This window comes from Streptomyces sp. S3(2020) (assembly GCF_013044505.1).
GTDB lineage: Bacteria > Actinomycetota > Actinomycetes > Streptomycetales > Streptomycetaceae > Streptomyces.
In genome coordinates, this window is sequence record NZ_JABERD010000030.1 from 12,986 (window position 1) to 35,029 (window position 22,044).

The 22,044-nt window shown below is 68.6% G+C and carries 19 protein-coding genes and 1 riboswitch; of the genes, 12 read left to right on the plus strand and 7 right to left on the minus strand.

What is annotated here, in order from left to right; genetic code table 11:
• Positions 1-79 precede the first annotated feature (79 nt).
• Positions 80-1,048, plus strand: coding sequence for a diacylglycerol kinase family protein (locus HLK59_RS12805; RefSeq protein WP_171141501.1), 969 nt, complete (start codon positions 80-82; stop codon positions 1,046-1,048).
• A gap of 318 nt (positions 1,049-1,366) precedes the next feature.
• On the plus strand, positions 1,367-1,624 hold the full coding sequence (locus HLK59_RS12810) for a WhiB family transcriptional regulator (protein ID WP_016639615.1): 258 nt from the start codon (positions 1,367-1,369) through the stop codon (positions 1,622-1,624).
• A 180-nt stretch (positions 1,625-1,804) separates the two neighbouring features.
• Here the strand turns inward: HLK59_RS12810 and HLK59_RS12815 are convergent, their stop codons facing one another.
• Positions 1,805-3,271: a PAS domain-containing sensor histidine kinase gene (locus tag HLK59_RS12815; protein WP_171141548.1), complete on the minus strand. Its 1,467-nt coding sequence runs from the start codon at positions 3,269-3,271 to the stop codon at positions 1,805-1,807.
• A gap of 436 nt (positions 3,272-3,707) precedes the next feature.
• Entirely contained in the window at positions 3,708-4,340 is a 633-nt protein-coding gene (locus HLK59_RS12820) for a TetR/AcrR family transcriptional regulator (RefSeq protein ID WP_171141502.1), read from the minus strand.
• A gap of 95 nt (positions 4,341-4,435) precedes the next feature.
• Here HLK59_RS12820 and HLK59_RS12825 point away from each other — a divergent pair, with 95 nt between their 5' ends.
• Positions 4,436-5,197, plus strand: a complete 762-nt coding sequence (locus HLK59_RS12825) for an SDR family oxidoreductase (RefSeq protein WP_171141503.1) — start codon at positions 4,436-4,438, stop codon at positions 5,195-5,197.
• A gap of 106 nt (positions 5,198-5,303) precedes the next feature.
• Here HLK59_RS12825 and HLK59_RS12830 read toward each other — a convergent pair whose 3' ends face one another.
• A complete protein-coding gene (locus HLK59_RS12830; protein ID WP_171141504.1) occupies positions 5,304-6,374 on the minus strand; it encodes an SIS domain-containing protein in 1,071 nt (356 codons plus the stop codon).
• 313 nt (positions 6,375-6,687) lie between these two features.
• On the opposite strand from HLK59_RS12830, the gene nagB reads away from it, so the two are divergent.
• Entirely contained in the window at positions 6,688-7,473 is a 786-nt protein-coding gene (nagB, locus tag HLK59_RS12835; protein ID WP_171141505.1) for a glucosamine-6-phosphate deaminase, read from the plus strand.
• Between the two features lie 63 nt (positions 7,474-7,536).
• Here nagB and HLK59_RS12840 read toward each other — a convergent pair whose 3' ends face one another.
• The 4 genes from HLK59_RS12840 to HLK59_RS12855 all read right to left on the minus strand — a co-directional run bounded on the left by HLK59_RS12840 (position 7,537) and on the right by HLK59_RS12855 (position 12,248).
• Positions 7,537-9,042, minus strand: coding sequence for a glycoside hydrolase family 3 protein (locus HLK59_RS12840; protein ID WP_171141506.1), 1,506 nt, complete (start codon positions 9,040-9,042; stop codon positions 7,537-7,539).
• Between the two features lie 9 nt (positions 9,043-9,051).
• Entirely contained in the window at positions 9,052-9,903 is an 852-nt protein-coding gene (locus HLK59_RS12845; protein ID WP_171141507.1) for a carbohydrate ABC transporter permease, read from the minus strand.
• Positions 9,900-10,889: a sugar ABC transporter permease gene (locus tag HLK59_RS12850; RefSeq protein ID WP_171141508.1), complete on the minus strand. Its 990-nt coding sequence runs from the start codon at positions 10,887-10,889 to the stop codon at positions 9,900-9,902. Before HLK59_RS12850 ends, HLK59_RS12845 begins: the two co-directional genes overlap by 4 nt.
• Before the next feature lie 75 nt (positions 10,890-10,964).
• On the minus strand, positions 10,965-12,248 hold the full coding sequence (locus tag HLK59_RS12855; protein ID WP_171141509.1) for an extracellular solute-binding protein: 1,284 nt from the start codon (positions 12,246-12,248) through the stop codon (positions 10,965-10,967).
• Positions 12,249-12,555: 307 nt separating this feature from the next.
• On the opposite strand from HLK59_RS12855, the gene HLK59_RS12860 reads away from it, so the two are divergent.
• The 8 genes from HLK59_RS12860 to HLK59_RS12895 all read left to right on the plus strand — a co-directional run bounded on the left by HLK59_RS12860 (position 12,556) and on the right by HLK59_RS12895 (position 22,018).
• Positions 12,556-13,320: a GntR family transcriptional regulator gene (locus HLK59_RS12860; protein ID WP_171141510.1), complete on the plus strand. Its 765-nt coding sequence runs from the start codon at positions 12,556-12,558 to the stop codon at positions 13,318-13,320.
• 98 nt (positions 13,321-13,418) lie between these two features.
• Complete coding sequence (locus tag HLK59_RS12865) at positions 13,419-15,560, plus strand: carbon starvation CstA family protein (protein ID WP_171141511.1); 2,142 nt, start codon at positions 13,419-13,421, stop codon at positions 15,558-15,560.
• Complete coding sequence (locus HLK59_RS12870) at positions 15,532-15,732, plus strand: YbdD/YjiX family protein (protein WP_171141512.1); 201 nt, start codon at positions 15,532-15,534, stop codon at positions 15,730-15,732. Before HLK59_RS12865 ends, HLK59_RS12870 begins: the two co-directional genes overlap by 29 nt.
• A gap of 150 nt (positions 15,733-15,882) precedes the next feature.
• A complete protein-coding gene (locus HLK59_RS12875) occupies positions 15,883-16,140 on the plus strand; it encodes a DUF3311 domain-containing protein (RefSeq protein ID WP_171141513.1) in 258 nt (85 codons plus the stop codon).
• Positions 16,137-17,747, plus strand: coding sequence for a sodium:solute symporter family protein (locus HLK59_RS12880; RefSeq protein ID WP_171141514.1), 1,611 nt, complete (start codon positions 16,137-16,139; stop codon positions 17,745-17,747). The genes HLK59_RS12875 and HLK59_RS12880 overlap by 4 nt, the downstream gene beginning before the upstream one ends.
• A 73-nt stretch (positions 17,748-17,820) precedes the next feature.
• Complete coding sequence (locus HLK59_RS12885) at positions 17,821-18,327, plus strand: GNAT family N-acetyltransferase (RefSeq protein WP_171141515.1); 507 nt, start codon at positions 17,821-17,823, stop codon at positions 18,325-18,327.
• 77 nt (positions 18,328-18,404) lie between these two features.
• Positions 18,405-18,499, plus strand: a riboswitch (cobalamin riboswitch).
• 148 nt (positions 18,500-18,647) lie between these two features.
• On the plus strand, positions 18,648-21,005 hold the full coding sequence (locus HLK59_RS12890; RefSeq protein ID WP_171141516.1) for a ribonucleoside-diphosphate reductase subunit alpha: 2,358 nt from the start codon (positions 18,648-18,650) through the stop codon (positions 21,003-21,005).
• Positions 21,005-22,018, plus strand: a complete 1,014-nt coding sequence (locus HLK59_RS12895; protein ID WP_171141517.1) for a ribonucleotide-diphosphate reductase subunit beta — start codon at positions 21,005-21,007, stop codon at positions 22,016-22,018. Before HLK59_RS12890 ends, HLK59_RS12895 begins: the two co-directional genes overlap by 1 nt.
• Positions 22,019-22,044 lie beyond the last annotated feature (26 nt).

Sequence of the window (22,044 nt, forward strand, 5' to 3'; positions counted from 1 at the left end):
CGAGGTTCACGTGGCGATCTCTTACTTGATCCCTACCTCGGCCTGTGCCGGGTACCACCCAGTAGGTACCCTGCAACTCATGCGTGCACTTCTCGTGGTCAATCCGGCAGCTACCACCACAAGCGCACGTACGCGCGATGTGCTGATCCACGCGCTCGCGAGCGAGATGAAGCTCGAGGCGGTCACCACCGAGTACCGAGGGCACGCACGCGACCTGGGCAGGCAGGCGGCGGAGAGCCAGGACGTCGACATGGTGGTCGCCCTCGGCGGCGACGGGACGGTCAACGAGGTCGTCAACGGCCTGCTGCACGCCGGACCCGATCCGGAGCGGCTCCCGCGTCTCGCCGTGGTCCCCGGCGGCTCCACCAACGTCTTCGCCCGCGCCCTGGGCCTGCCCAACGACGCCGTGGAGGCGACCGGCGCGATCCTGGACGCACTGCGCGACGGCAGCGAGCGCACGGTCGGCCTGGGCCTGACCTCGGGCACACCCGGCACCGAGGACGAGGCGGTGCCCGCGCGCTGGTTCACCTTCAACGCGGGCCTCGGTTTCGACGCCGGCGTGGTCGGCCGGGTCGAGCAGCAGCGCGAGCGCGGCAGGAAGTCGACGCACGCGCTCTACGTTCGTCAGGCCCTGCGCCAGTTCTTCGGCGAGGCACACCGCCGCCACGGCACGATCACTCTGGAACAGCCCGGCGCCGATCCGGTGACCGATCTGGTGCTGTCCATAGTGTCGAACACCTCTCCGTGGACGTTCCTGGGCAATCACCCGATGTACGCGTCACCTAAGGCGTCGTTCGATAAAGGCCTCGACGTACTCGGTCTCAGCCGGATGACGACGACCGCGATGGCCCGGTATGGCACCCAGTTGCTCACTTCGTCCCCCGAGCGTGGACCGCATGGCAAGCACGCGGTCTCCCTGCACGACCTGGACCGGTTCACCTTGCATTCCAAGGTGCCCCTGCCCCTTCAGATGGACGGCGACCACCTCGGGCTGCGTACGAGCGTGACGTTCACAGGCGTACGCCGGGCACTGCGTGTGATTGTGTGAGCAGAAAGGGCTGAAGTCCTTTCACTCGAACGTTTAGGCCAGGATCCACCCCATGGAAGTACGGCTGTGACCTAGTCGACACCGAGGAATCAAAAAAAACTTTCCGGAAGGGGTTGTATCCGCCGCTGAGGTTTGCGAGTCTCTACGTGGCGATCGGGACAGCCCGCAACACCGGCTCCACAGATCACCGGAACCCCTCTTCAATCACAGGACCTCGTCAGGGAAACCTGACTGGTGGCCCTTCACTTGTTGAGGGATTCGTGAAAGCGTTCACATTCACAAGCAACTTGCACGTAATACCAAGGAGAGGTAGCAGCCATGGACTGGCGTCACAACGCCGTTTGCCGCGAGGAAGACCCCGAGCTCTTCTTCCCCATCGGCAACACCGGTCCTGCGCTGCTGCAGATCGAGGAAGCCAAGGCCGTCTGCCGCCGCTGCCCCGTCATGGAGCAGTGCCTGCAGTGGGCGCTCGAGTCCGGCCAGGACTCCGGCGTCTGGGGTGGTCTCAGCGAGGACGAGCGTCGCGCCATGAAGCGCCGTGCCGCCCGCAACCGGGCCCGTCAGGCTTCTGCCTGATCCACCACCCCGCCTGAGCTTGGCGGCGCGTACAGCGAGTACGCATCTCCCGCCCCCGAGCCGCAGCGCGCAGTACCCCCGATGCGCAGCACAAGCTGGCAACGAGCATTCGAGCCCCGGACCACTTCAGGTCCGGGGCTTCTTGCTGCGCCCGTGCACTGAACACAGCCCGTTTCACTCCTACTTGTTGGCGCGCACCGGAACGTCCAGGATCACCCGGGTGCCCCCCTCCGGCACCGGAACCATGTCGAAGGTTCCGCCCAACTCGCCCTCCACCAGCGTCCGTACGATCTGGAGACCGAGGTTGCCGGCGGTGTGCGGGTCGAAGCCCTCGGGCAGACCGACCCCGTCGTCCTGGACCGTGACGAGGAGGCGGGTCTCCTTCGTCGTACCACCGCGGACGGCCGAGACCTCGACCGTGCCGGTCTCGCCCTCACGAAAGCCGTGTTCCAGGGCGTTCTGGAGGATCTCGGTCAGCACCATCGACAGCGGGGTGGCGACCTCGGCGTCGAGGATGCCGAAGCGGCCGGTGCGCCGGCCGGTGACCTTGCCGGGCGAGATCTCCGCGACCATCGCCAGGACCCGGTCGGCGATCTCGTCGAACTCCACACGCTCGTCCAGGTTCTGAGACAGCGTCTCATGCACGATCGCGATCGATCCGACCCGTCGTACCGCCTCTTCGAGGGCTTCGCGGCCGCGATCGGACTCGATGCGGCGGGCCTGGAGGCGCAGCAGGGCGGCGACCGTCTGGAGGTTGTTCTTCACCCGGTGGTGGATCTCCCGGATGGTGGCGTCCTTGGTGATCAACTCGCGCTCGCGGCGCCGCAGTTCGGTGACATCGCGGAGCAGGACCAGCGAACCGATGCGGGTGCCCTTGGGCTTCAGCGGGATCGCCCTGAACTGGATGACCCCGTCGCCCGACTCGATCTCGAACTCGCGCGGGGCCCAGCCGCTGGCGACCTTGGCCAGTGCCTCGTCCACCGGGCCGCGGGTGGGGGCGAGTTCGGCGGTGGTCATGCCGAGGTGGTGGCCGACCAGGTCGGAGGCGAGGCCGAGGCGGTGGTAGGCGGACAGTGCGTTCGGGGAGGCGTACTGGACGACTCCGTCGGCGTCGAGGCGGATGAGGCCGTCGCCGACGCGGGGGGCGGCGTCCATGTCCATCTGCTGGTTCGCGAACGGGAAGGAGCCTGCCGCGATCATCTGCGCGAGGTCCGACGCGCTCTGGAGATAGGTCAGTTCGAGACGGCTCGGGGTGCGCACGGTGAGCAGGTTGGTGTTGCGCGCGATGACACCGAGGACACGCCCCTCCCGTCGTACGGGGATCGACTCGACCCGTACGGGGACCTCTTCGCGCCACTCCGGGTCGCCCTCGCGCACGATCCGGCCCTCGTCGAGCGCGGCGTCGAGGAGCGGGCGGCGGCCGCGCGGGACGAGGTGGCCGACCATGTCGTCCTGGTAGGAGGTGGGGCCGGTGTTGGGGCGCATCTGCGCCACGGACACATACCGGGCGCCGTCGCGGGTGGGTACCCACAGCACGAGGTCGGCGAAGGAGAGGTCGGAGAGCAGCTGCCACTCCGACACCAGCAGATGGAGCCACTCGAGGTCGGAGTCGTCGAGGGCGGTGTGCTGGCGGACCAGTTCGTTCATGGAGGGCACGGGTGCGAGCGTACCTGGCGGTATGTGGATGGCCTAAAAACGATGGGAGGAGCGTCGACGGCCCTGAAAAACACCCGCGGGCCGCGGCGCCTGAGAGGGACCCTCAACCCTCTCGGCACCGCAGCCCGGAGCAATATCGGCCGCGGGGTGTGCGGTCCCGGTCGGCCGAAGGATGAGGAGCCGGGGCAGTCAGGGCAGAGAGCACCGGTTCCTCGGTCCGCCTTCCTGTGCGGGGAAGACGGAAGTCCGTGTATTCAGTTCGCTACAACTCTTACCAACGCATTGTGGACTAGACCACTCTGTGTGTCCATGCGTTGGAGGCTGTTCGTTGTTGTCAGTTCTCCGAGAGTCCCCGAAGTGGCTCGACCCCCGCTGGAGAACTGATCGGACGCCCTAGCATCCACCACGCAGCCTAACCCGTGTGGGTTCATGTGCGGGGCCAGATGGCCATGGCAATTTCCGCGAGTGCCTCCAACTCCTGCCGGCTCGCCCCGTCCCGCGCCTGTTGGGACATGCCGTTGATGATCGCCCCGGCGTGACGGGCGAGGGCGGCGGCGTCGGCGCCGGGCGGGAGTTCGCCGGTGGCGATGTCCGCCCGGATACGGCTCTCGAAGGCGGCGATGGTGGCGTTGCGCCGGTCGCGCAGGGAGTCCGCGACCTCCGGGGTCGCGCAGTTGACGGCCGCGTGGGCGACGAGACAGCCGTGCGGGTGTTCCGGGTCCGTGTACATGGCGGCGGCTTCCCGCAGGGTCCGTGCCACGACGGCGCGGGCCGTGGGTTCCTCGGCGAGGGCCCGGTCGGCGAAGGCGGCGTAGCGGACGGTGTAGACGCGGACGGCTTCGTCGAAGAGGGAGCGCTTGTCGCCGAAGGCGGCGTAGAGACTCGGGGCGCCGATGTCCATGACCCGGGTGAGGTCGGAGACCGAGGTGGCCTCGTAGCCGTGCTCCCAGAAGGCGAGGATCGCCTTCTCCAGGGCGGTCTCCCGGTCGAAGGAACGGGGCCGGCCGCGGGGCTTGACCACGGGTCCGGCCTTCGCCTTCGTCTCCTCGCTGTTCACCATGGAGTGCATTTTATAGCGGGTGCTAGAGAATTGTCGGCAGGCTGTTGTACGGTCTTTCTGTATCGATCGCTAGGGAATTTCGAGGGGGCGTCGGCATGGGTGGCACGGGTGTGCTCGCGGGCAGGACGGCACTGGTCACGGGGGCGAGCAGGGGGATCGGGCGGGCGGTGGCCGAGCGGCTGGCGCGCGACGGGGCGCGGGTCGCCGTGCACTACGGCAGCGATGAGGCGGCGGCGAAGGAGACGGTCGCCGCGATCGGGGCGGCGGGCGGGAGCGCCTTCGCGATCCGTACCGAGCTGGGCGTGCCCGGTGACGCGGAGTCCTTGTGGGAGGCCTTCGACCGGCATGCGCAGGGGCTGGACATCCTGGTCAACAACGCGGGCATGGCGCTCTTCGCGACCGTCGAGGAGACGGACGAGGAGCTCTACGACCGGACGCAGGCGGTCAACGCCAAGGCACCGTTCTTCATCGCCAAGCACGGCCTGCGGCGACTGCGCGACCAAGGGCGGATCATCAACGTCACGGCGGTGACGGACGCCGCCATCTCCCCCATCGCCGCCACCCACATGGCCAAGGGAGCGGTCACCACCCTGACCCGCTCCCTCGCGGCCGAGCTCGCACCGCGCGGCATCACCGCCAACTCGGTCGGGCCCGGCTTCATCGACACCGACCTGACCAGCGCGGCCCTTGCCGACCCCGCGATACGGGCGCACGCGGAGTCCGTATCGGTCTTCAAGCGCGTCGGCACCACGTCCGACGTGGCCGATGTGGTGGCGTTCCTGGCATCACCGGACTCCCGCTGGGTCACGGGGCAGCACATCGACGCGACCGGGGGGTCCTTGCTGAGCCTGCATTAGTCACTAGTCGGTCGTTACTCGTTACTCGTCACCCGTTACCCGTCACTCGTCACTTGTTACTCGGACGGCGACGGTGCATGCTCCCGAGCCGATCCCGCCCCGCTCCTCACCGCGTCTCGGTCACCTTCGCCAGGGCGCGCGGTGCGTCCGGGTCCTGGCCGCGGGCGATGGTGACCTCGTAAGCGAGTAGTTGCAGCGGGATGATCTCCAGGACGGGCTGGAGCTCCTCGGCGATGCCCTCGGTGGGCAGGACGAAGCCGGCCGAGGCCTGTTCGACCTGGCCGGCGGGGCCGATGACGACCAGGTCCGCGCCGCGGCCGCGCAGCCGGTCCAGGACGGGCTGAAGTGCCTCGCCGCCCTGGCCGTCGGTGACGACCGCGATGACCGGGGAGACGTTGTCGACCATGGCGAGGGGGCCGTGCAGAAGGTCGGCGCCTGAGTAGGAAAGGGCGGGGATGTAGCTGGTCTCCATCAGCTTGAGGGCGGCCTCCTTGGCCGTGGGGTAGCCGTAGCCGCGTGAGGTGATCACCATGCGCTCGGCGAAGCGGTAGCGGGAAGCGAGGGCGCGGACCTCGTCCTGCCGGGCCAGGAGCTGTTCGGCGAGGTCGGGCAGGGTTTTCGCGGCGGCGCCGTCGCCGCCGCGCAGGCCCTCGACGAAGAGATAGAGCGCGAGGAGGGAGGCGGTGTAGGTCTTGGTCGCGGGGAGGGCCTTCTCCGGTCCGGCCATGATGTCGATGTGGTACTCGGAGACGCCGGCCAGCGGTGAGTCGGGGTTGTTGGTGACGGCGAGGGTGATCGCGCCGGCCTCGCGGGCGGCCCGGGTCGAGGCGACGAGGTCCGGGGAGCCGCCGGACTGGCTGACGGTGACGACCAGGACGTCGGTGAGGTCGGGGCGGGCGCCGTAGGCGGTGGTGGTCGACATCGAGGTCAGACCGCAGGGCAGGCCGAGGCGGATCTCCAGGAGGTACTTGGCATAGAGCGCGGCGTTGTCGGAGGTGCCGCGGGCGGTGAGCAGGACGAAGCGCGGGGTGCGGGCGGCGATCTCCTGGGCGACCCGCTGGATGCCGGGGGCGCCCTCCTCCAGGATCCGGCGGAGCACGGCAGGCTGCTCGGCCATCTCGCGGGCCATGATCCGGCCGGGGAGTTCGCTCTGGGGCTCCGGTGTCGTGGCGGTCATACGGGGGTCCTCCTGGGTGGTGCCGTGCGGCTCGTGCTGCGGTGGCGCGATGGGTCGGCGGTTCGGTCGTTCGGCGGTTGGCGGTTCGGCTGCTGGCAGATCGGCGGTTGGCGGTTCGGCGGCCACTCCTATTCCACTCCCCCGGGCTCGGGGACGCCTCTGCGGGGTGCGGATCGGTGCGTCTCGGCGTTCCCGGCGTCTCGTCCACACCTGTTCGTGGCCGCCCTGTAGGGGCCGCTTCACCTGGGCAGGGAATGCTGATTCTGATAAATTGGTCTAAACCACATAGCCCTTTCAGATCGGCAGGCCCAGCGTGGAAGTTGTCATCGTTCCGGACGCCAAGTCGGGCGGCGAGCTCATCGCCGAGGCCATGGCTCAGCTCCTGCGGCGCAAGCCCGACGCGCTGCTCGGCGTGGCCACCGGCTCGACTCCGCTGCCGATCTACCAGGCGCTGACGGCGAAGGTGCGGGCCGGTGCGGTGGACGCCTCGCGGGCGCGGGTCGCCCAGCTCGACGAGTACGTGGGGCTGCCGGCCGAGCATCCGGAGTCGTACCGGTCGGTGCTGCGGCGCGAGGTGCTGGAGCCGCTGGGGATCGGGATGTCCTCCTTCATCGGGCCGGACGGTACGGCGGAGGACGTGCAGGGGGCGTGCGAGGCGTACGACGCGGCGCTGGCCAACGCCGGGGGTGTGGATCTGCAGGTGCTCGGGATCGGCACCGACGGGCACATCGGGTTCAACGAGCCGTGCTCGTCGCTGGTCTCGCGGACCCGGATCAAGACGTTGACCGAGCAGACCCGGGTGGACAATGCGCGGTTCTTCGACGGGGACATCTCGCAGGTGCCGCATCACGTGATCACTCAGGGGATCGGGACGATCCTGGAGGCTCGGCATCTGGTGCTGCTCGCCACGGGTGAGGGGAAGGCGGATGCGGTGGCGGCGACGGTGGAGGGGCCGGTTGCCGCGGTGTGTCCTGCGTCGGCGTTGCAGATGCATCGGCACGCGACGGTTGTCGTCGACGAGGGGGCCGCGTCCAAGTTGAAGCTGGCGGACTATTTCCGGCACACGTTCGCCAACAAGCCGGATTGGCAGGGCATTTAGTCCGGGGGCACAGACAGGCGCCGGTTCCTTCCAACGGAACCGGCGCCTGTCTCGTCGTACCCGCTACTCCCCCGCGATGACCTCCGCCGCCGCCACGCCGCACACCCTGGCCGCGCCGTGGGTCGCGATGTGCAGGGCGCCGCGTGTGGGTGCCTGGGGGACGCCCATCTCGACCACGATCGTGTCGGGGCGGCTGCGCAGAACGCTGTCCAGGGCTGACGTCATCCAGGGGTGGCGGTGTTCGTCGCGGACGACGGCGACGATGCGGCGGCGGCCCGCTGCCGCCAGTGCGGCCATGCCGGCGCCCTCGCCCGCGAAGCTGCCCGTTTCCGTGCCCGGCAGGAGACGGGAGAGTTCCGCGGCCACGCCCCATGGGGTCTCGTCGCCCACCGCGAAGTTCGCGACCGGGGTGAAGGCGGCGACATAGGGCGCCTCGGTGAGGGGGGTGAAGTCTCCTGTCCCCGTCAGCCTGACCGCCCGGCGGGCCGCGCGCAGGCCGACCTCCGGGTCGCCGCGCGTCTCCGTCTCCGCCGCGGAGGCGGCCGCCGTCCAGCGGGCCAGGGAACGGACCCGTTCCGCCGCGTCCGCCAGGCGCTCCTCGGGGAGTTCGCCCGAGTGGACCGCCGACACCAGCGCGTCGCGCAGTCGGCGTACCGTCTCGTCGTCCGCCAGGCCGCCGCCCACGCAGATCGCGTCCGCGCCGGCGGCGATGGCCAGCACGCTGCCGCGTTCGATGCCGTAGGTGCCCGCGATGGCCTGCATCTCCATGCCGTCGGTGACGATCAGGCCGTCGTAGCCGAGTTCGCCGCGCAGAAGGTCCGTCAGCACCTTGTGGGACAGCGTCGCCGGGTGGTCGGGGTCCAGGGCCGGGACCAGGATGTGGGCGCTCATCACCGCGCGGGAGCCGGCGGCGATCGCGGCGCGGAACGGGGAGAGTTCACGGGACATCAGCACCGGGAGGTCCGCGTCGATGCGCGGCAGCGCGTGGTGGGAGTCGATCGCCGTGTCACCGTGGCCCGGGAAGTGCTTGGTGCAGGCGGCCACTCCGGACGACTGGAGGCCGGTGACGTAGGCCGCGGTGTGCCGGGCGACCAGGTCCGCGGTGGCGCCGAAGGAGCGGACGCCGATCACCGGGTTGTCCGGGTCCGAGTTCACGTCGGCCGACGGGGCCCAGTTGAGGTTGACCCCGCAGGCGGCGAGGCGGCGGCCCAGCTCGGAGGCCACCTCGCGCGTCAGGTCCACGTCGTCGACCGCGCCCAGCGCGTGGTTGCCGGGGAAGGAGGACCCTGTCCGCACCTCCAGGCGGGTGACGTCGCCGCCCTCCTCGTCGATGGCGACCAGGACGTCGTCACGCTCGGCGCGCAACTGGGCGGTGAGGGCGGACAGTTGCTCCGGGGAGGTGATGTTGCGGCCGAACAGGCCGACCGAGGCGAGCCCCTCCCCCAGGCGGCGCAGCAGCCAGTCGGGGGCGGTGGTGCCGGTGAAGCCGGGCTGGAGGACGGTCAGGGCGTCGCGGGTCAGTACGTCTTTTGCGTTGGACCCGGTTGTACCGCTGGCGAAAGTCGTCATCGGGTGGCGTTATCCCTTCACCGCGCCGGCGGTCAGGCCCGCGGCCATCTTGCGCTGGACGAGGAGGAACAGGACGACGATCGGCACGGCCATCAGGGTGGATCCGGCCATCATCGGGGCGTATTCGGTGCCGTGCTTGGTGGTGAAGTTGCCCAGCCAGACGGTCGCCGTCTGGTTCTCCTGGCTGAGCAGCATGAGGGCGTAGAGGTACTCGTTCCAGGCCTGGATGAAGCCGTAGACCGAGGTGGCGACCATGCCGGGGGCGAGGAGCGGGAAGACCACGCGCAGGAACGCGGTGGTGCGGGAGCAGCCGTCCACCATCGCCGCCTCCTCCAGTTCCTTGGGGATGTTGACGATGAAGCCGCGCAGCGTCCACACCGTGAAGGGGAGGATGAAGGTCAGATAGGTGAGGACCAGGCCGGACAGCCGGTCGTACTGGCCGAGGTCGTTGAGCAGCAGGAAGACCGGGATGATCATCGCGACCAGCGGGACCATCTGGACCGCCAGGATGCCGACGATCACGATCTTGCGGCCGCGGAAGGCGAACCGGGAGATGGCGAGCGCGGCCAGCAGACCGATGACGATGCCGATCGCCACCACCGACAGCGAGACGATCAGGCTGCGGCCGACCGGGCCCCAGAAGTCCGCGATGTTCAGCGCGCGGTCGAAGTTGGAGAACGTGATGGCGGTCGGCAGCAGGCTCGGGTCCGGGTCGATGGCGTCCTTGGCCGGCTTGAAGGCCGTGTTGAGCATCCAGTAGACGGGGAAGCCGGCGGTGACGAAGACGAGGAGACCGAGGAGGTTCCAGCCGAGCCGGGACCTGCCGCGCCCCCGCGCGGTCGCCGTACTCATGGCACTCATTCGACTTCCCCGATCTTCAGCATCTGACGCATGTAGACCGCGACCACGCCGAGCAGGAGCAGCACGGTGAGCAGGGCGATCGCCGAGCCCTGGGCGTAGTCGTTGACCACGAAGGCACGGTCGTAGGAGTACGTGGTGAGGAGCTGGAACTCGGCTTCCGGATGGCCGTTGCGCATCACGAAGACCTGCGGGAAGACACCCATGTCCCAGATGACCGACAGCGTCGTGAGCATCACGATGATCGGCTTGAGGATGGGGAGGGTGACGAACCGGAAGACGCCCCAGGCGCCCGCGCCGTCGAGGCGGGCCGCCTCCTCCAGCTCGGCCGGGACCTGGGTCAGTCCGGCGCTGAGGGTGATGACGACGAAGGGGACGGCTCCCCAGACCACCAGGAGCATGATCACGGCCAGCCCCTGCGGCCCGCTCGCGAACCAGTTGTGGCCGACCATCTCGACCCCGGGCAACTTGCTGAGCAGCGCGTTGAGGATGCCGTAGTCCGCGTCGAACAGCCACTTGAAGACCGTGGTGGCGACGATGATCGGCATGCCCCAGCTGGCCACGAGGGCGATGTTGACGAGGGTCTTCACCCAGCCGGAGACCCGCTGCAGGAGCAGTGCGATCAGCATGCCGGCGACCATCGTGAAGATGACGCAGCCGGCCGCGAAGACGACCGTGCGCACGACGACCGCCCAGAACTCGCTGTCGCCCAGCACCTTGCTGAAGTTGTCGAACCCGACCGACTCGGCCGGCTTGAAGCCCCACAGCTGGGACTGCCCGAACTCCTGGAAGGACAGGGTGACCAGGCGGACCAGCGGATAGCCGAGCACGAGCGCCAGGATCAGCAGACAGGGGGCGAGCAGCAGCCAGGGGGTGCCGGAGCCGGCCGAAGTCCGGCCTCTGCGCGGCTGTCTGGCGACCGCGGACGGCGGTGGCGCCTGCCGCGGCGGCGGCACCTTGGCAGGGGTGGTGGTGTCTGCGGCACTCATCGCGCGCTCCTCAGCGGTCCTTCAGGTCGTACGAGAAGCAGGGCCCCGTCACTCTCAACGGGGCCCCGCCGATGGTCACTTGGTGTTGATGACCTTGTCGATCGCGGCGTCCGCCTCCTTCGCGGCGTCCTCGACCGACTTCTTGCCGGTACCGATGGACTGCAGCATGGTCTGAAGGACCTGGGCCTTCTCGACCTGGCCCCAGCCGGGCGCCATCGGGACGAACCAGTTGGACTCGGCCGCGGTGGCCGGGACCGCCGTCGCCGGGTCGTTCTTCAGGGTGGCGAGGTCGGTCTTGTTGTTGGGCAGGTTGCCCTTGGCCATCAGGCCCTTCTGGCCGGAGGAGCCCGCGAAGGCGTTGATCCACTCGGCGGCGACGGCCTGTGCGTCGGACTTCACCGGGACGGCGAGGTCGGAGCCGCCCAGGAAGACGGGGAGGTTCTTGCCGGACGGGCCGGGCATCACGAAGTTCTCGACGTTGTTCGCGAGCTTGCCGGTCTTGTCGTTCTCCTTCGCCGCGGCGGTGGCGCCTTCCCAGGCGGGGGCGAAGATCATGCCGGACTTGCCCTGGCCGTAGACGATGTAACGGTCGGACTCGTCCTTGGTCTTGTCGCCGTGCATGTACTTGTCGACGACGTTCTGGAACGCCTTCAGGCCCTTGATGGACTCGGGCGAGGAGAGGTTGGCCTTCCACTGGCCGCCGGACTCGACGGCGATGGAGCCGCCGGCGTCGTAGACGAAGGACATGGCCGCGTACCAGTCACGGGTGGGCTGGTACCAGGCGTTGAACTTGTCGCCCTCCTTCTTCTGGACCTTGTCCAGGGCGGCGGTGAGCTCGTCGTACGTCTTCGGCGTGGACTTGACGCCGACCGAGGCGAAGAGGTCCTTGCGCCAGTTGGCGACGCGGCCGCCGGCGTAGTAGGGGACGCCGTAGGTCTTGCCGTCGTAGCTCACCGAGGCCTTGAGGCCGTCCAGCCAGGCGTCGGAGTTGTCGAACTTCGACGGGTCGACGGGGGCGAAGGCGCCCTTGACCATGTAGCTGAGCATCTCGGTGTTGCCCATCTCGACCACGTCGGGGGCCTTGTCGGTGGCGAGGACCGCGTCGAGCTTGGCGTTCTTGTCCGGCCAGCCGTAGTACTCGTGCTTGATCTTGATGCCGGGGTGCTTCTTCGTCACCGCCGCGTCGGCGGCCTTCACCAGCTCGGGCCAGTTGTTCTGCGCGTCCACGGTGAGCCAGACGGTCAGTTCCTTGGCGTCCGCGCCGCTGTTGTCCGAGCTTCCGCTGTCACTGTCGCCACACGCCGCGATCGAGACCATCATGCCCGCGATACCGATCGCGGCTATCAGCTTGCGCTTCACGCCACCCTCCTCAGGGATGCCCACACCCCCCGCCCATGGAGCTGGGACCTGGACCAATGGTGTAGACCAGTACCGGGAGCTTGGACCAGACCAGGAGGCCTGTCAAGGGTGCGCGAATAGGCTCTGACCAGCCGTTATCCGACCTACATATGCAAGAACCTTTAAGTAAGAAGCCAGCGAAATCAGCACCGCCGGAGTACTGTCTTCCACTAGACCACCTGAGGCTATGGACTAGACCAAAAGACGCGGCGACGGTATACAGAAGGGATCACGATGTGACCCGCATCCGGAGCCGGGAAGGCAGATCATGAGTACCGACGTCAGCAGTGCGGAGAACGAGGGCGGGGCCGGCGTCCGTACCGCGCGCGTGCCCAAGTACTACCGCCTGAAGAAGCATCTGCTCGACATGACGGAGACACAGTCGCCCGGTACGCCGGTCCCGCCCGAGCGCACCCTGGCCGCGGAGTTCGACACCTCGCGCACGACCGTCCGCCAGGCCCTTCAGGAGCTCGTCGTCGAGGGCCGCCTCGAACGCATCCAGGGCAAGGGCACCTTCGTCGCCAAGCCGAAGGTCTCCCAGGCGCTCCAACTCACCTCGTACACCGAGGACATGCGCGCCCAGGGCCTCGAACCCACCTCGCAACTCCTGGACATCGGCTACATCACCGCCGACGACCGGCTCGCCGAGCTCCTCGACATCACGGCCGGCGGCCGGGTGCTGCGCATCGAGCGCCTCCGGATGGCGAACGGCGAGCCGATGGCCATCGAGACGACCCACCTCAGCGCCAAGCGCTTCCCGGCGCTGCGGCGCAGTCTCGTGAAGTACACGTCCCTCTACACCGCGCTCGCCGAGGTCTACGACGTCCATCTCGCCGAGGCCGAGGAGACCATCGAGACCTCGCTGGCCACCCCCCGCGAGGCCGGCCTGCTCGGCACCGACGTGGGCCTGCCGATGCTGATGCTCTCCCGCCACTCCCTGGACCGGAACGGACAGCCGGTGGAGTGGGTGCGGTCGGTGTACCGCGGGGACCGGTACAAGTTCGTGGCGAGGCTCAAGAGGCCTGTCGACTGACGGCATTCGAATACCGCACGTGGTGTAGCGCAACCGCGCATCCTGCTCTACGGTCCTCCCGTCTCCGTACGTCTCCGTATGGACGGGAGGACCGCGCTGTGCGTACCGCGAACGTCCGAACCATCGCCATCTGGACCGTCGTAGCGCTGATCGCCGCCACCGGCTGGGCCGTGCTCGCACTCTCCCGCGGCGAGGACGTCTCCGCCGCCTGGATGGTCGCGGCGGCCCTCGGCTCGTACGCGATCGGCTACCGCTTCTACTCGAAGTTCATCGCGTACAAGGTCCTCAAGGTCGACAGGACCCGCGCCACCCCGGCCGAACGCCTCGACAACGGCATCGACTTCCACCCCACCGACCGGCGCGTCCTGCTCGGCCACCACTTCGCGGCCATCGCCGGCGCCGGACCGCTCGTCGGCCCCGTACTGGCCGCGCAGATGGGCTATCTGCCCGGCACGATCTGGATCATCGTCGGTGTGATCTTCGCGGGCGCCGTCCAGGACATGGTGGTGCTGTTCTTCTCGACCCGGCGCGACGGCCGCTCGCTCGGCCAGATGGCCCGCGAGGAGATCGGCCCGTTCGGCGGCGCGGCGGCGCTCGTCGCCGCGTTCGCCATCATGATCATCCTGCTCGGTGTGCTGGCCCTGGTCATCGTCAACGCCCTCGCGCAGTCGCCCTGGGGCACCTTCTCCATCGCGATGACCATCCCGATCGCCCTGCTCATGGGCTTCTATCTGCGGGTCCTGCGCCCCGGCCGGGTCGCCGAGGTCTCGCTCATCGGGGTCGCGCTGCTGCTGTTCGCCCTGGTCGCGGGGCGCTGGGTCGCGGAGTCCTCGTGGGCCGGCACCTTCACCCTCGCGCCCTCGACGCTGGTCGTCTGGCTGGTGGCGTACGGCTTCATCGCCTCGATCCTGCCGGTGTGGACGCTGCTCGCGCCGCGCGACTACCTGTCCACCTTCATGAAGATCGGCACGATCTTCCTGCTCGCGCTCGGTGTCGTCGTCTCCCTGCCGACCCTGAAGATGGACGCGGTCACCGACTTCGCCTCGCACGGCAACGGCCCCGTCTTCGCGGGGTCGTTGTTCCCCTTCGTCTTCATCACCATCGCCTGCGGAGCCCTGTCCGGCTTCCACTCCCTCATCTCCTCCGGCACCACGCCGAAGATGATCCAGAAGGAGACGCAGGTCCGGATGATCGGCTACGGCTCCATGCTGATGGAGTCATCGGTCGCCGTGATGGCGCTGGTCGCGGCGAGCATCATCGACCCCGGCCTCTACTTCGCGATGAACGCGCCCTCGGGAGCGATCGGCACCACCGTGCAGGAGGCCTCGCGGGTGGTGAGCGGGTGGGGCTACGCGATCTCCCCCGACGATCTGGCCCGCGCGGCCGAACGGGTCGAGGAATCAAGCCTGTTGTCCCGGACCGGCGGAGCGCCCACCCTCGCCGTCGGTGTCTCGGAGATCTTCTCCAAGGTCACCGGCGGAAGCCTGCGGGCCTTCTGGTATCACTTCGCGATCATGTTCGAGGCGCTGTTCATCCTGACCGCGCTGGACGCCGGCACCCGGGTCGGCCGGTTCATGCTCCAGGACATGCTGGGCAACGTCATCAAGCCCTTCAAGAACGTCAGTTGGAAGCCCGGCCTGGTCATCACCAGCGCGATCGTGTGCGGACTGTGGGGGTACTTCCTCTGGGTGGGCGTCCACGAACCCCTCGGCGGGATCAACCAGCTCTTCCCGATCTTCGGTATCTCCAACCAGCTCCTCGCCGCCGTCGCCCTGGCCGTCTGCACCACGCTGCTGGTCAAGTCCGGGCGCCTCAAGTGGGCCTGGATCACCGGGATCCCGCTCGCCTGGGACGCCACGGTCACACTGACCGCGAGCTGGCAGAAGGTGTTCTCCAGCGACCCCAGGGTCGGCTTCTTCAAGCAGCGCCAGATCTTCCAGGACGCGATCGACCGGGGCGAGGTGCTGCCGCCCGCCAAGAACATGGACGACATGCGCACCGTGGTCACCAACTCCACGGTGGACGGCGTACTGACGGCCGTCCTCGCGCTGCTGATCGTGGTGGTGATCGCCGACTCCCTGCGGGTCTGCGTGCGGCACGTACGCCGTCCCGCGCTCTCCACGCTCAGCGAGTCGCCGTACGTCGAGTCGAAGATCGTCGCCCCGGCCGGGCTGTTCCCGACCAAGGAGGAGAAGGAAGAGGAGGCACGCCATGAGGTCGGCACTGCGGCGGGCGGTTAGGGGCGTGCGCTGGTACGTGCGGGAGCTGACCGACGAGTCGGCCTACGACCGCTATGTCGCGCACGTCCGCCGGGACCATCCGCAGGCGGACGTGCCGACCCGGCGGGCGTTCGAACGGATGCGGACGGACCGGCAGGAGGCGGATCCGCGCCAGGGATTCCGCTGCTGCTGACACCGTTGTCGGAGCCGTTGTCAGACCCGTTGTCCGACCTTCACGGAATCGACATACCGATATACGGATGAGCCCTTCCTCTCCTGTCACACCGTGACCTAGATTGCCTGCGCGTTACACGGTGATCAGCGAGGGGATCGGAGCCGCCGCATGTCAACAGATTCACCCGAGGCCGGACCACCGGTGGTGACACCCGTGCGGGTCGTCATCGCCCTGTGCCTGCTGGCACCGTTCGTCGCCATGCTGTGGGTCGGCTCGTACGCCAAGGTGGACCCCACGTTCATCGGCATCCCGTTCTTCTACTGGTACCAGATGCTGTGGGTGCTCATCTCCACCGCGCTGACGATGGTCGCGTACAAGCTGTGGCAGCGTGACCAGCGCGCCCGCCGGGAAGGTGCGTCCACATGAACGACGGCGTGAACGGCGTGGCACTCGCCGTCTTCATCATCTTCTTCCTGGCCGTCACGGTCATGGGCTTCCTCGCCTCGCGCTGGCGCAAGGCCGAGAACGAGCACACCCTGGACGAATGGGGCCTGGGCGGCCGGTCGTTCGGCACCTGGATCACCTGGTTCCTGCTCGGCGGCGACCTCTACACGGCGTATACGTTCGTGGCGGTCCCGGCGGCGATCTACGCGGCGGGCGCGGCCGGCTTCTTCGCGGTGCCGTACACGATCCTCGTCTACCCGCTGATCTTCACCTTCCTGCCCCGCCTCTGGTCGGTCTCCCACAAGCACGGCTATGTGACGACGTCCGACTTCGTGCGCGGCCGGTGGGGTTCCAAGGGCCTGTCGCTGGCGGTGGCCGTCACCGGCATCCTGGCGACGATGCCCTACATCGCCCTCCAACTCGTCGGCATCCAGGCGGTGCTGGACGTGATGGGCGTCGGCGGCGGGGAGGACACCAACTGGTTCGTCAAGGACCTCCCGCTCCTCATCGCCTTCGGTGTGCTGGCGGCGTACACCTACTCCTCGGGCCTTCGCGCCCCCGCGATGATCGCGTTCGTGAAGGACACGCTGATCTACGTCGTCATCGCGGTGGCGATCATCTACATCCCGATCAAGCTGGGCGGGTTCGACGAGATCTTCGGCGCGGCGAACGACAAGTACACCGCCGCCAAGGCGGGCGGCCTGATCCCGCCCGAGGCGGGCCAATGGACCTACGCCACACTCGCGTTGGGCTCCGCGCTCGCGCTGTTCATGTACCCGCACTCGATCACCGCGACGCTCTCGTCCAAGAGCCGTGAGGTGATCCGCCGCAACACCACGATCCTGCCGCTGTACTCGCTGATGCTGGGCCTGCTCGCCCTGCTGGGCTTCATGGCGATCGCCTCCGGAGTCGACGTCACCAACCCGCAGTTGGCGATCCCGCAGCTCTTCGAGGACATGTTCCCGAGCTGGTTCGCGGGCGTGGCCTTCGCGGCGATCGGCATCGGCGCGCTGGTCCCGGCGGCGATCATGTCCATCGCGGCCGCGAACCTCTTCACCCGCAACATCTACAAGGACTTCATCAAGCCGGACGCGACACCGCAGCAGGAGACGAAGGTCTCCAAGCTGGTCTCGCTGCTGGTGAAGGTGGGCGCCCTGGTCTTCGTCCTCACCATGGACAAGACGGTCGCCATCAACTTCCAGCTGCTGGGCGGCATCTGGATCCTCCAGACCTTCCCGGCACTGGTGGGCGGCCTGTTCACCCGCTGGTTCCACCGCTGGGCACTGCTCGCCGGCTGGGCGGTCGGCATGATCTACGGCACGGTCGCGGCGTACGGCGTGGCCTCCCCCACCCAGAAGCACTTCGGCGGCTCGTCGAAGGAGATCCCGGGCATCGGTGAGATCGGCTACATCGGCCTGACGGCGTTCGTGCTCAACGTCGTGGTCACCGTCGTCCTCACCTTCGTCCTGAGGGCCGCGAAGGCCCCCGAGGGCGTCGACGAGACGAGCCCGGCGGACTACACGGCGGACGCGGGCGACCCGGGCGTCGAGGTGGAGCTGCCGCCGGCGACGGCGGGTGCCTCGCACTGAGGGTCACGGTGGTCAGCGGGCCGTCGGAACATCCGGCGGCCCGTTGCCGTACCGGTCGGGCACACTCGCCCTCATGGACATCGAGATCCGGGCGGCGGACCCCGCCGAATACGACACCATCGGCGAGCTCACAGCCCAGGCCTACCTGCTGGACGACCTCCTCACCTTCGGCGAGAGCGACTGGTACCTGGGCGAGTTGAGAGACGTCGCCAAACGGGCCACCGCGGCCGAGGTCCTCGTGGCCGTGCCCGACGGCGGCGAGCCGATCGGCACCGTCACCTACGTCCCCGCCGGCGGCCCCATGGCCGACCTCGCCCGCCCCGGCGAGGCCGAGATCCGCATGCTGGCCGTGTCCCGGGCGGCCCGCGGCAGAGGAGCCGGCGAAGCCCTGGTCCGCGCCTGTGTCGACCGGGCGAAGGCCGCCGACGGCTGCACCGGCATCGTCCTGTCGACCCAGCAGATCATGCACGCCGCCCACCGCATCTACGAACGCCTCGGCTTCGTCCGCGCCCCCGCACGCGACTGGAACCCGATCGAGGGCGACGAGTTCACGCTCCTCACCTACGAGTTGACTCTCTGAAGTCGCCGCGACACAACATCTAGGGGTGCCAACACGACCCGGCACAAGATGTATGCTCATGCTCGCTGTCGCCGCAGGGGAATCCGGTGCGAATCCGGAACTGTCCCGCAACGGTGTACTCATGCGTGCAAACACACCCATGTTCGCGCACATGAGCGTCAGTCCGAGGACCTGTCGACAGTGCGCCCAGGCCGCCGTGGCCCGGGTGCCAAGACGTCCGGGCCTCGTGGAGTGGGCCGGTGGACGCGACGCCCCGTGCGCTCGTGTGCTGCCCCCTGCCCTGCGCAAGGCCCCCGTGCCGAGCGAGGGAGAGCCCCCACGTGACCATCGCGCCAGTCGACCCGGCTTCAGTGACGCAGGCGGAGACCGACGGTCCCGGTACCGCGCTGCTGCGGACCCTGACCGAGCTGACCGCCGACCTCCCCGACGCCGATCCCGGACGGGTCGCCGCCGCCGCGCTGCGCGGCCGGTCCGCGCGGGCCGACGAGTCGGAGCTGCGCGAGCTGGCGACGGAGGCCGCCGCGGGGCTGATCTCCGAGGACCCGGCGTACTCCCGGCTGGCCGCGCGGCTGCTGACGATCAGTATCGCCGCCGAGGCCGCCTCGCAGGGCGTCACGACCTTCACCCAGTCGGTCGCGGTCGGCCACCGCGAGGGCCTGGTCGCGGACCGCACGGCGGAGTTCGTCCGTATCCACGCGGCCCGTCTGGACGCGCTGATCGACCCGGCCGGCGACGACCGCTTCGGCTACTTCGGCCTGCGCACCCTGCACAGCCGCTACCTCCTGAGGCACCCGATCACCCGCCAGGTGATCGAGACGCCCCAGCACTTCATGCTCCGGGTGGCGTCCGGCCTCGCCGAGGACGACACCGCGCGCGCACTCGAAGAAGTCGGGGCCCTCTACGGGCTCATGAGCCGCCTCGACTACCTGCCCTCCTCCCCCACGCTCTTCAACTCCGGCACCCGGCACCCCCAGATGTCGTCCTGCTACCTCCTCGACTCCCCGCTGGACGAGCTGGACTCCATCTACGACCGCTACCACCAGGTCGCCCGTCTCTCGAAGCACGCCGGCGGCATCGGCCTTTCGTACTCCCGTATCCGCAGCCGCGGTTCGCTGATCCGCGGCACCAACGGGCACTCCAACGGCATCGTCCCGTTCCTGAAGACGCTCGACGCCTCGGTCGCCGCGGTGAACCAGGGTGGCCGGCGCAAGGGCGCGGCCGCGGTGTACCTGGAGACCTGGCACTCCGACATCGAGGAGTTCCTGGAGCTGCGGGACAACACCGGTGAGGACGCCCGGCGTACGCACAACCTGAACCTCGCGCACTGGATCCCGGACGAGTTCATGCGCCGCGTGAACGCCGACGAGCAGTGGTCCCTGTTCTCCCCCGCCGACGTGCCCGAGCTGGTCGACCTGTGGGGCGAGGAGTTCGAGGCCGCCTACCGCAAGGCCGAGGCGAACGGGCTGGCCAAGAAGACCATCCCGGCCCGTGACCTGTACGGCCGCATGATGCGCACGCTCGCGCAGACCGGCAACGGCTGGATGACCTTCAAGGACGCCGCCAACCGGACCGCCAACCAGACGGCCGAGGCGGGCAGTGTCGTCCACTCGTCCAACCTGTGCACGGAGATCCTGGAGGTGACCGACGACGGGGAGACGGCGGTCTGCAACCTGGGCTCGGTCAACCTCGGTGCCTTCGTCGACCAGCGGGCCGGCGACATCGACTGGGAGCGGCTGGACGAGACCGTCCGCACGGCCGTCACCTTCCTGGACCGCGTGGTCGACATCAACTTCTACCCGACCGAGCAGGCGGGCCGCTCCAACGCCCGCTGGCGCCCGGTGGGCCTGGGCGCGATGGGCCTCCAGGACGTCTTCTTCAAGCTGCGGCTGCCCTTCGACTCCCCCGCCGCCAAGGCTCTTTCGACCCGCATCGCCGAGCGCATCATGCTCGCCGCGTACGAGGCCTCCGCGGACCTGGCCGAGCGCAACGGCCCGCTGCCGGCCTGGGAGAAGACACGTACCGCGAAGGGTGTCCTGCACCCCGACCACTACGACGTGGAGCTCACCTGGCCGGAGCGCTGGGCGGCGCTGCGCGAGCGGATCGCGACGGTCGGCATGCGCAACAGCCTCCTCCTCGCCATCGCCCCCACGGCCACCATCGCGTCCATCGCGGGCGTGTACGAGTGCATCGAGCCGCAGGTCTCGAACCTCTTCAAGCGCGAGACGCTGTCCGGTGAGTTCCTCCAGGTCAACTCCTACCTGGTGGCCGAGCTGAAGAGGCTCGGCGTCTGGGACGCGCAGACCCGGGAGGCGCTGCGCGAGTCCAACGGCTCGGTGCAGGGCTTCACCTGGGTGCCGCAGGACGTCCGCGACCTGTACCGCACGGCGTGGGAGATCCCGCAGCGCGGTCTGATCGACATGGCGGCGGACCGGACCCCGTTCCTCGACCAGTCCCAGTCCCTGAACCTGTTCCTGGAGACGCCGACCATCGGCAAGCTCTCCTCGATGTACTCGTACGCCTGGAAGCAGGGCCTGAAGACGACGTACTACCTGCGTTCGCGCCCGGCGACGAGGATCGCCCGCGCGGCCCGAGCAACCGTCCCCGTGCAGCAGGTCGTGGACCCCGAAGCGGTCGCCTGCTCCCTTGAGAACCCCGAGTCCTGCGAGGCCTGCCAGTAATGAGTTCCACCGAGAAGAACCTGCTCGACCCGGGCTTCGAGCTGACTCTCCGTCCCATGCGCTACCCGGACTTCTACGAGCGCTACCGGGACGCGATCAAGAACACCTGGACCGTCGAGGAGGTCGACCTCCACTCGGACGTCGCCGACCTGGCGAAGCTGTCCGAGGGTGAGCAGCACATGATCGGCCGGCTGGTCGCGTTCTTCGCGACGGGCGACTCGATCGTGGCGAACAACCTGGTGCTGACCCTCTACAAGCACATCAACTCCCCGGAGGCGCGCCTGTACCTGTCGCGCCAGCTCTTCGAGGAGGCCGTGCACGTCCAGTTCTATCTGACGCTGCTCGACACCTACCTCCCCGACCCCCAGGACCGCGCGGCCGCCTTCGACGCGGTGGAGAACATCCCCTCCATCCGTGAGAAGGCGGAGTTCTGCTTCAAGTGGATCAACGAGGTCGAGAAGCTGGAGAGCCTTCAGACGCAGGCCGACCGCCGCCGCTTCCTCCTCAACCTGATCTGCTTCGCCGCGTGCATCGAGGGCCTGTTCTTCTACGGCGCCTTCGCGTACGTCTACTGGTTCCGCAGCCGGGGTCTGCTGCACGGCCTCGCCACCGGCACCAACTGGGTGTTCCGCGACGAGACCATGCACATGTCCTTCGCGTTCGAGGTCGTCGACACCGTCCGCAAGGAGGAGCCGGAGCTCTTCGACGACCAGCTCGAACAGCAGGTCACCGACATGCTGAAGGAGGCCGTCGAGGCCGAGCTCCAGTTCGGGCGCGACCTGTGCGGTGACGGTCTGCCGGGCATGAACACCGAGTCGATGCGCCAGTACCTCGAGTGCGTCGCCGACCAGCGCCTGACCCGCCTCGGCTTCGCCCCGGTCTACGGCTCCGAGAACCCCTTCTCCTTCATGGAGCTCCAGGGCGTCCAGGAGCTGACCAACTTCTTCGAGCGGCGGCCGTCCGCGTACCAGGTCGCCGTGGAGGGCACGGTCGATCTGGACGAGGACTTCTGACCGGAGTTCATGGATCCCTCCTCGCC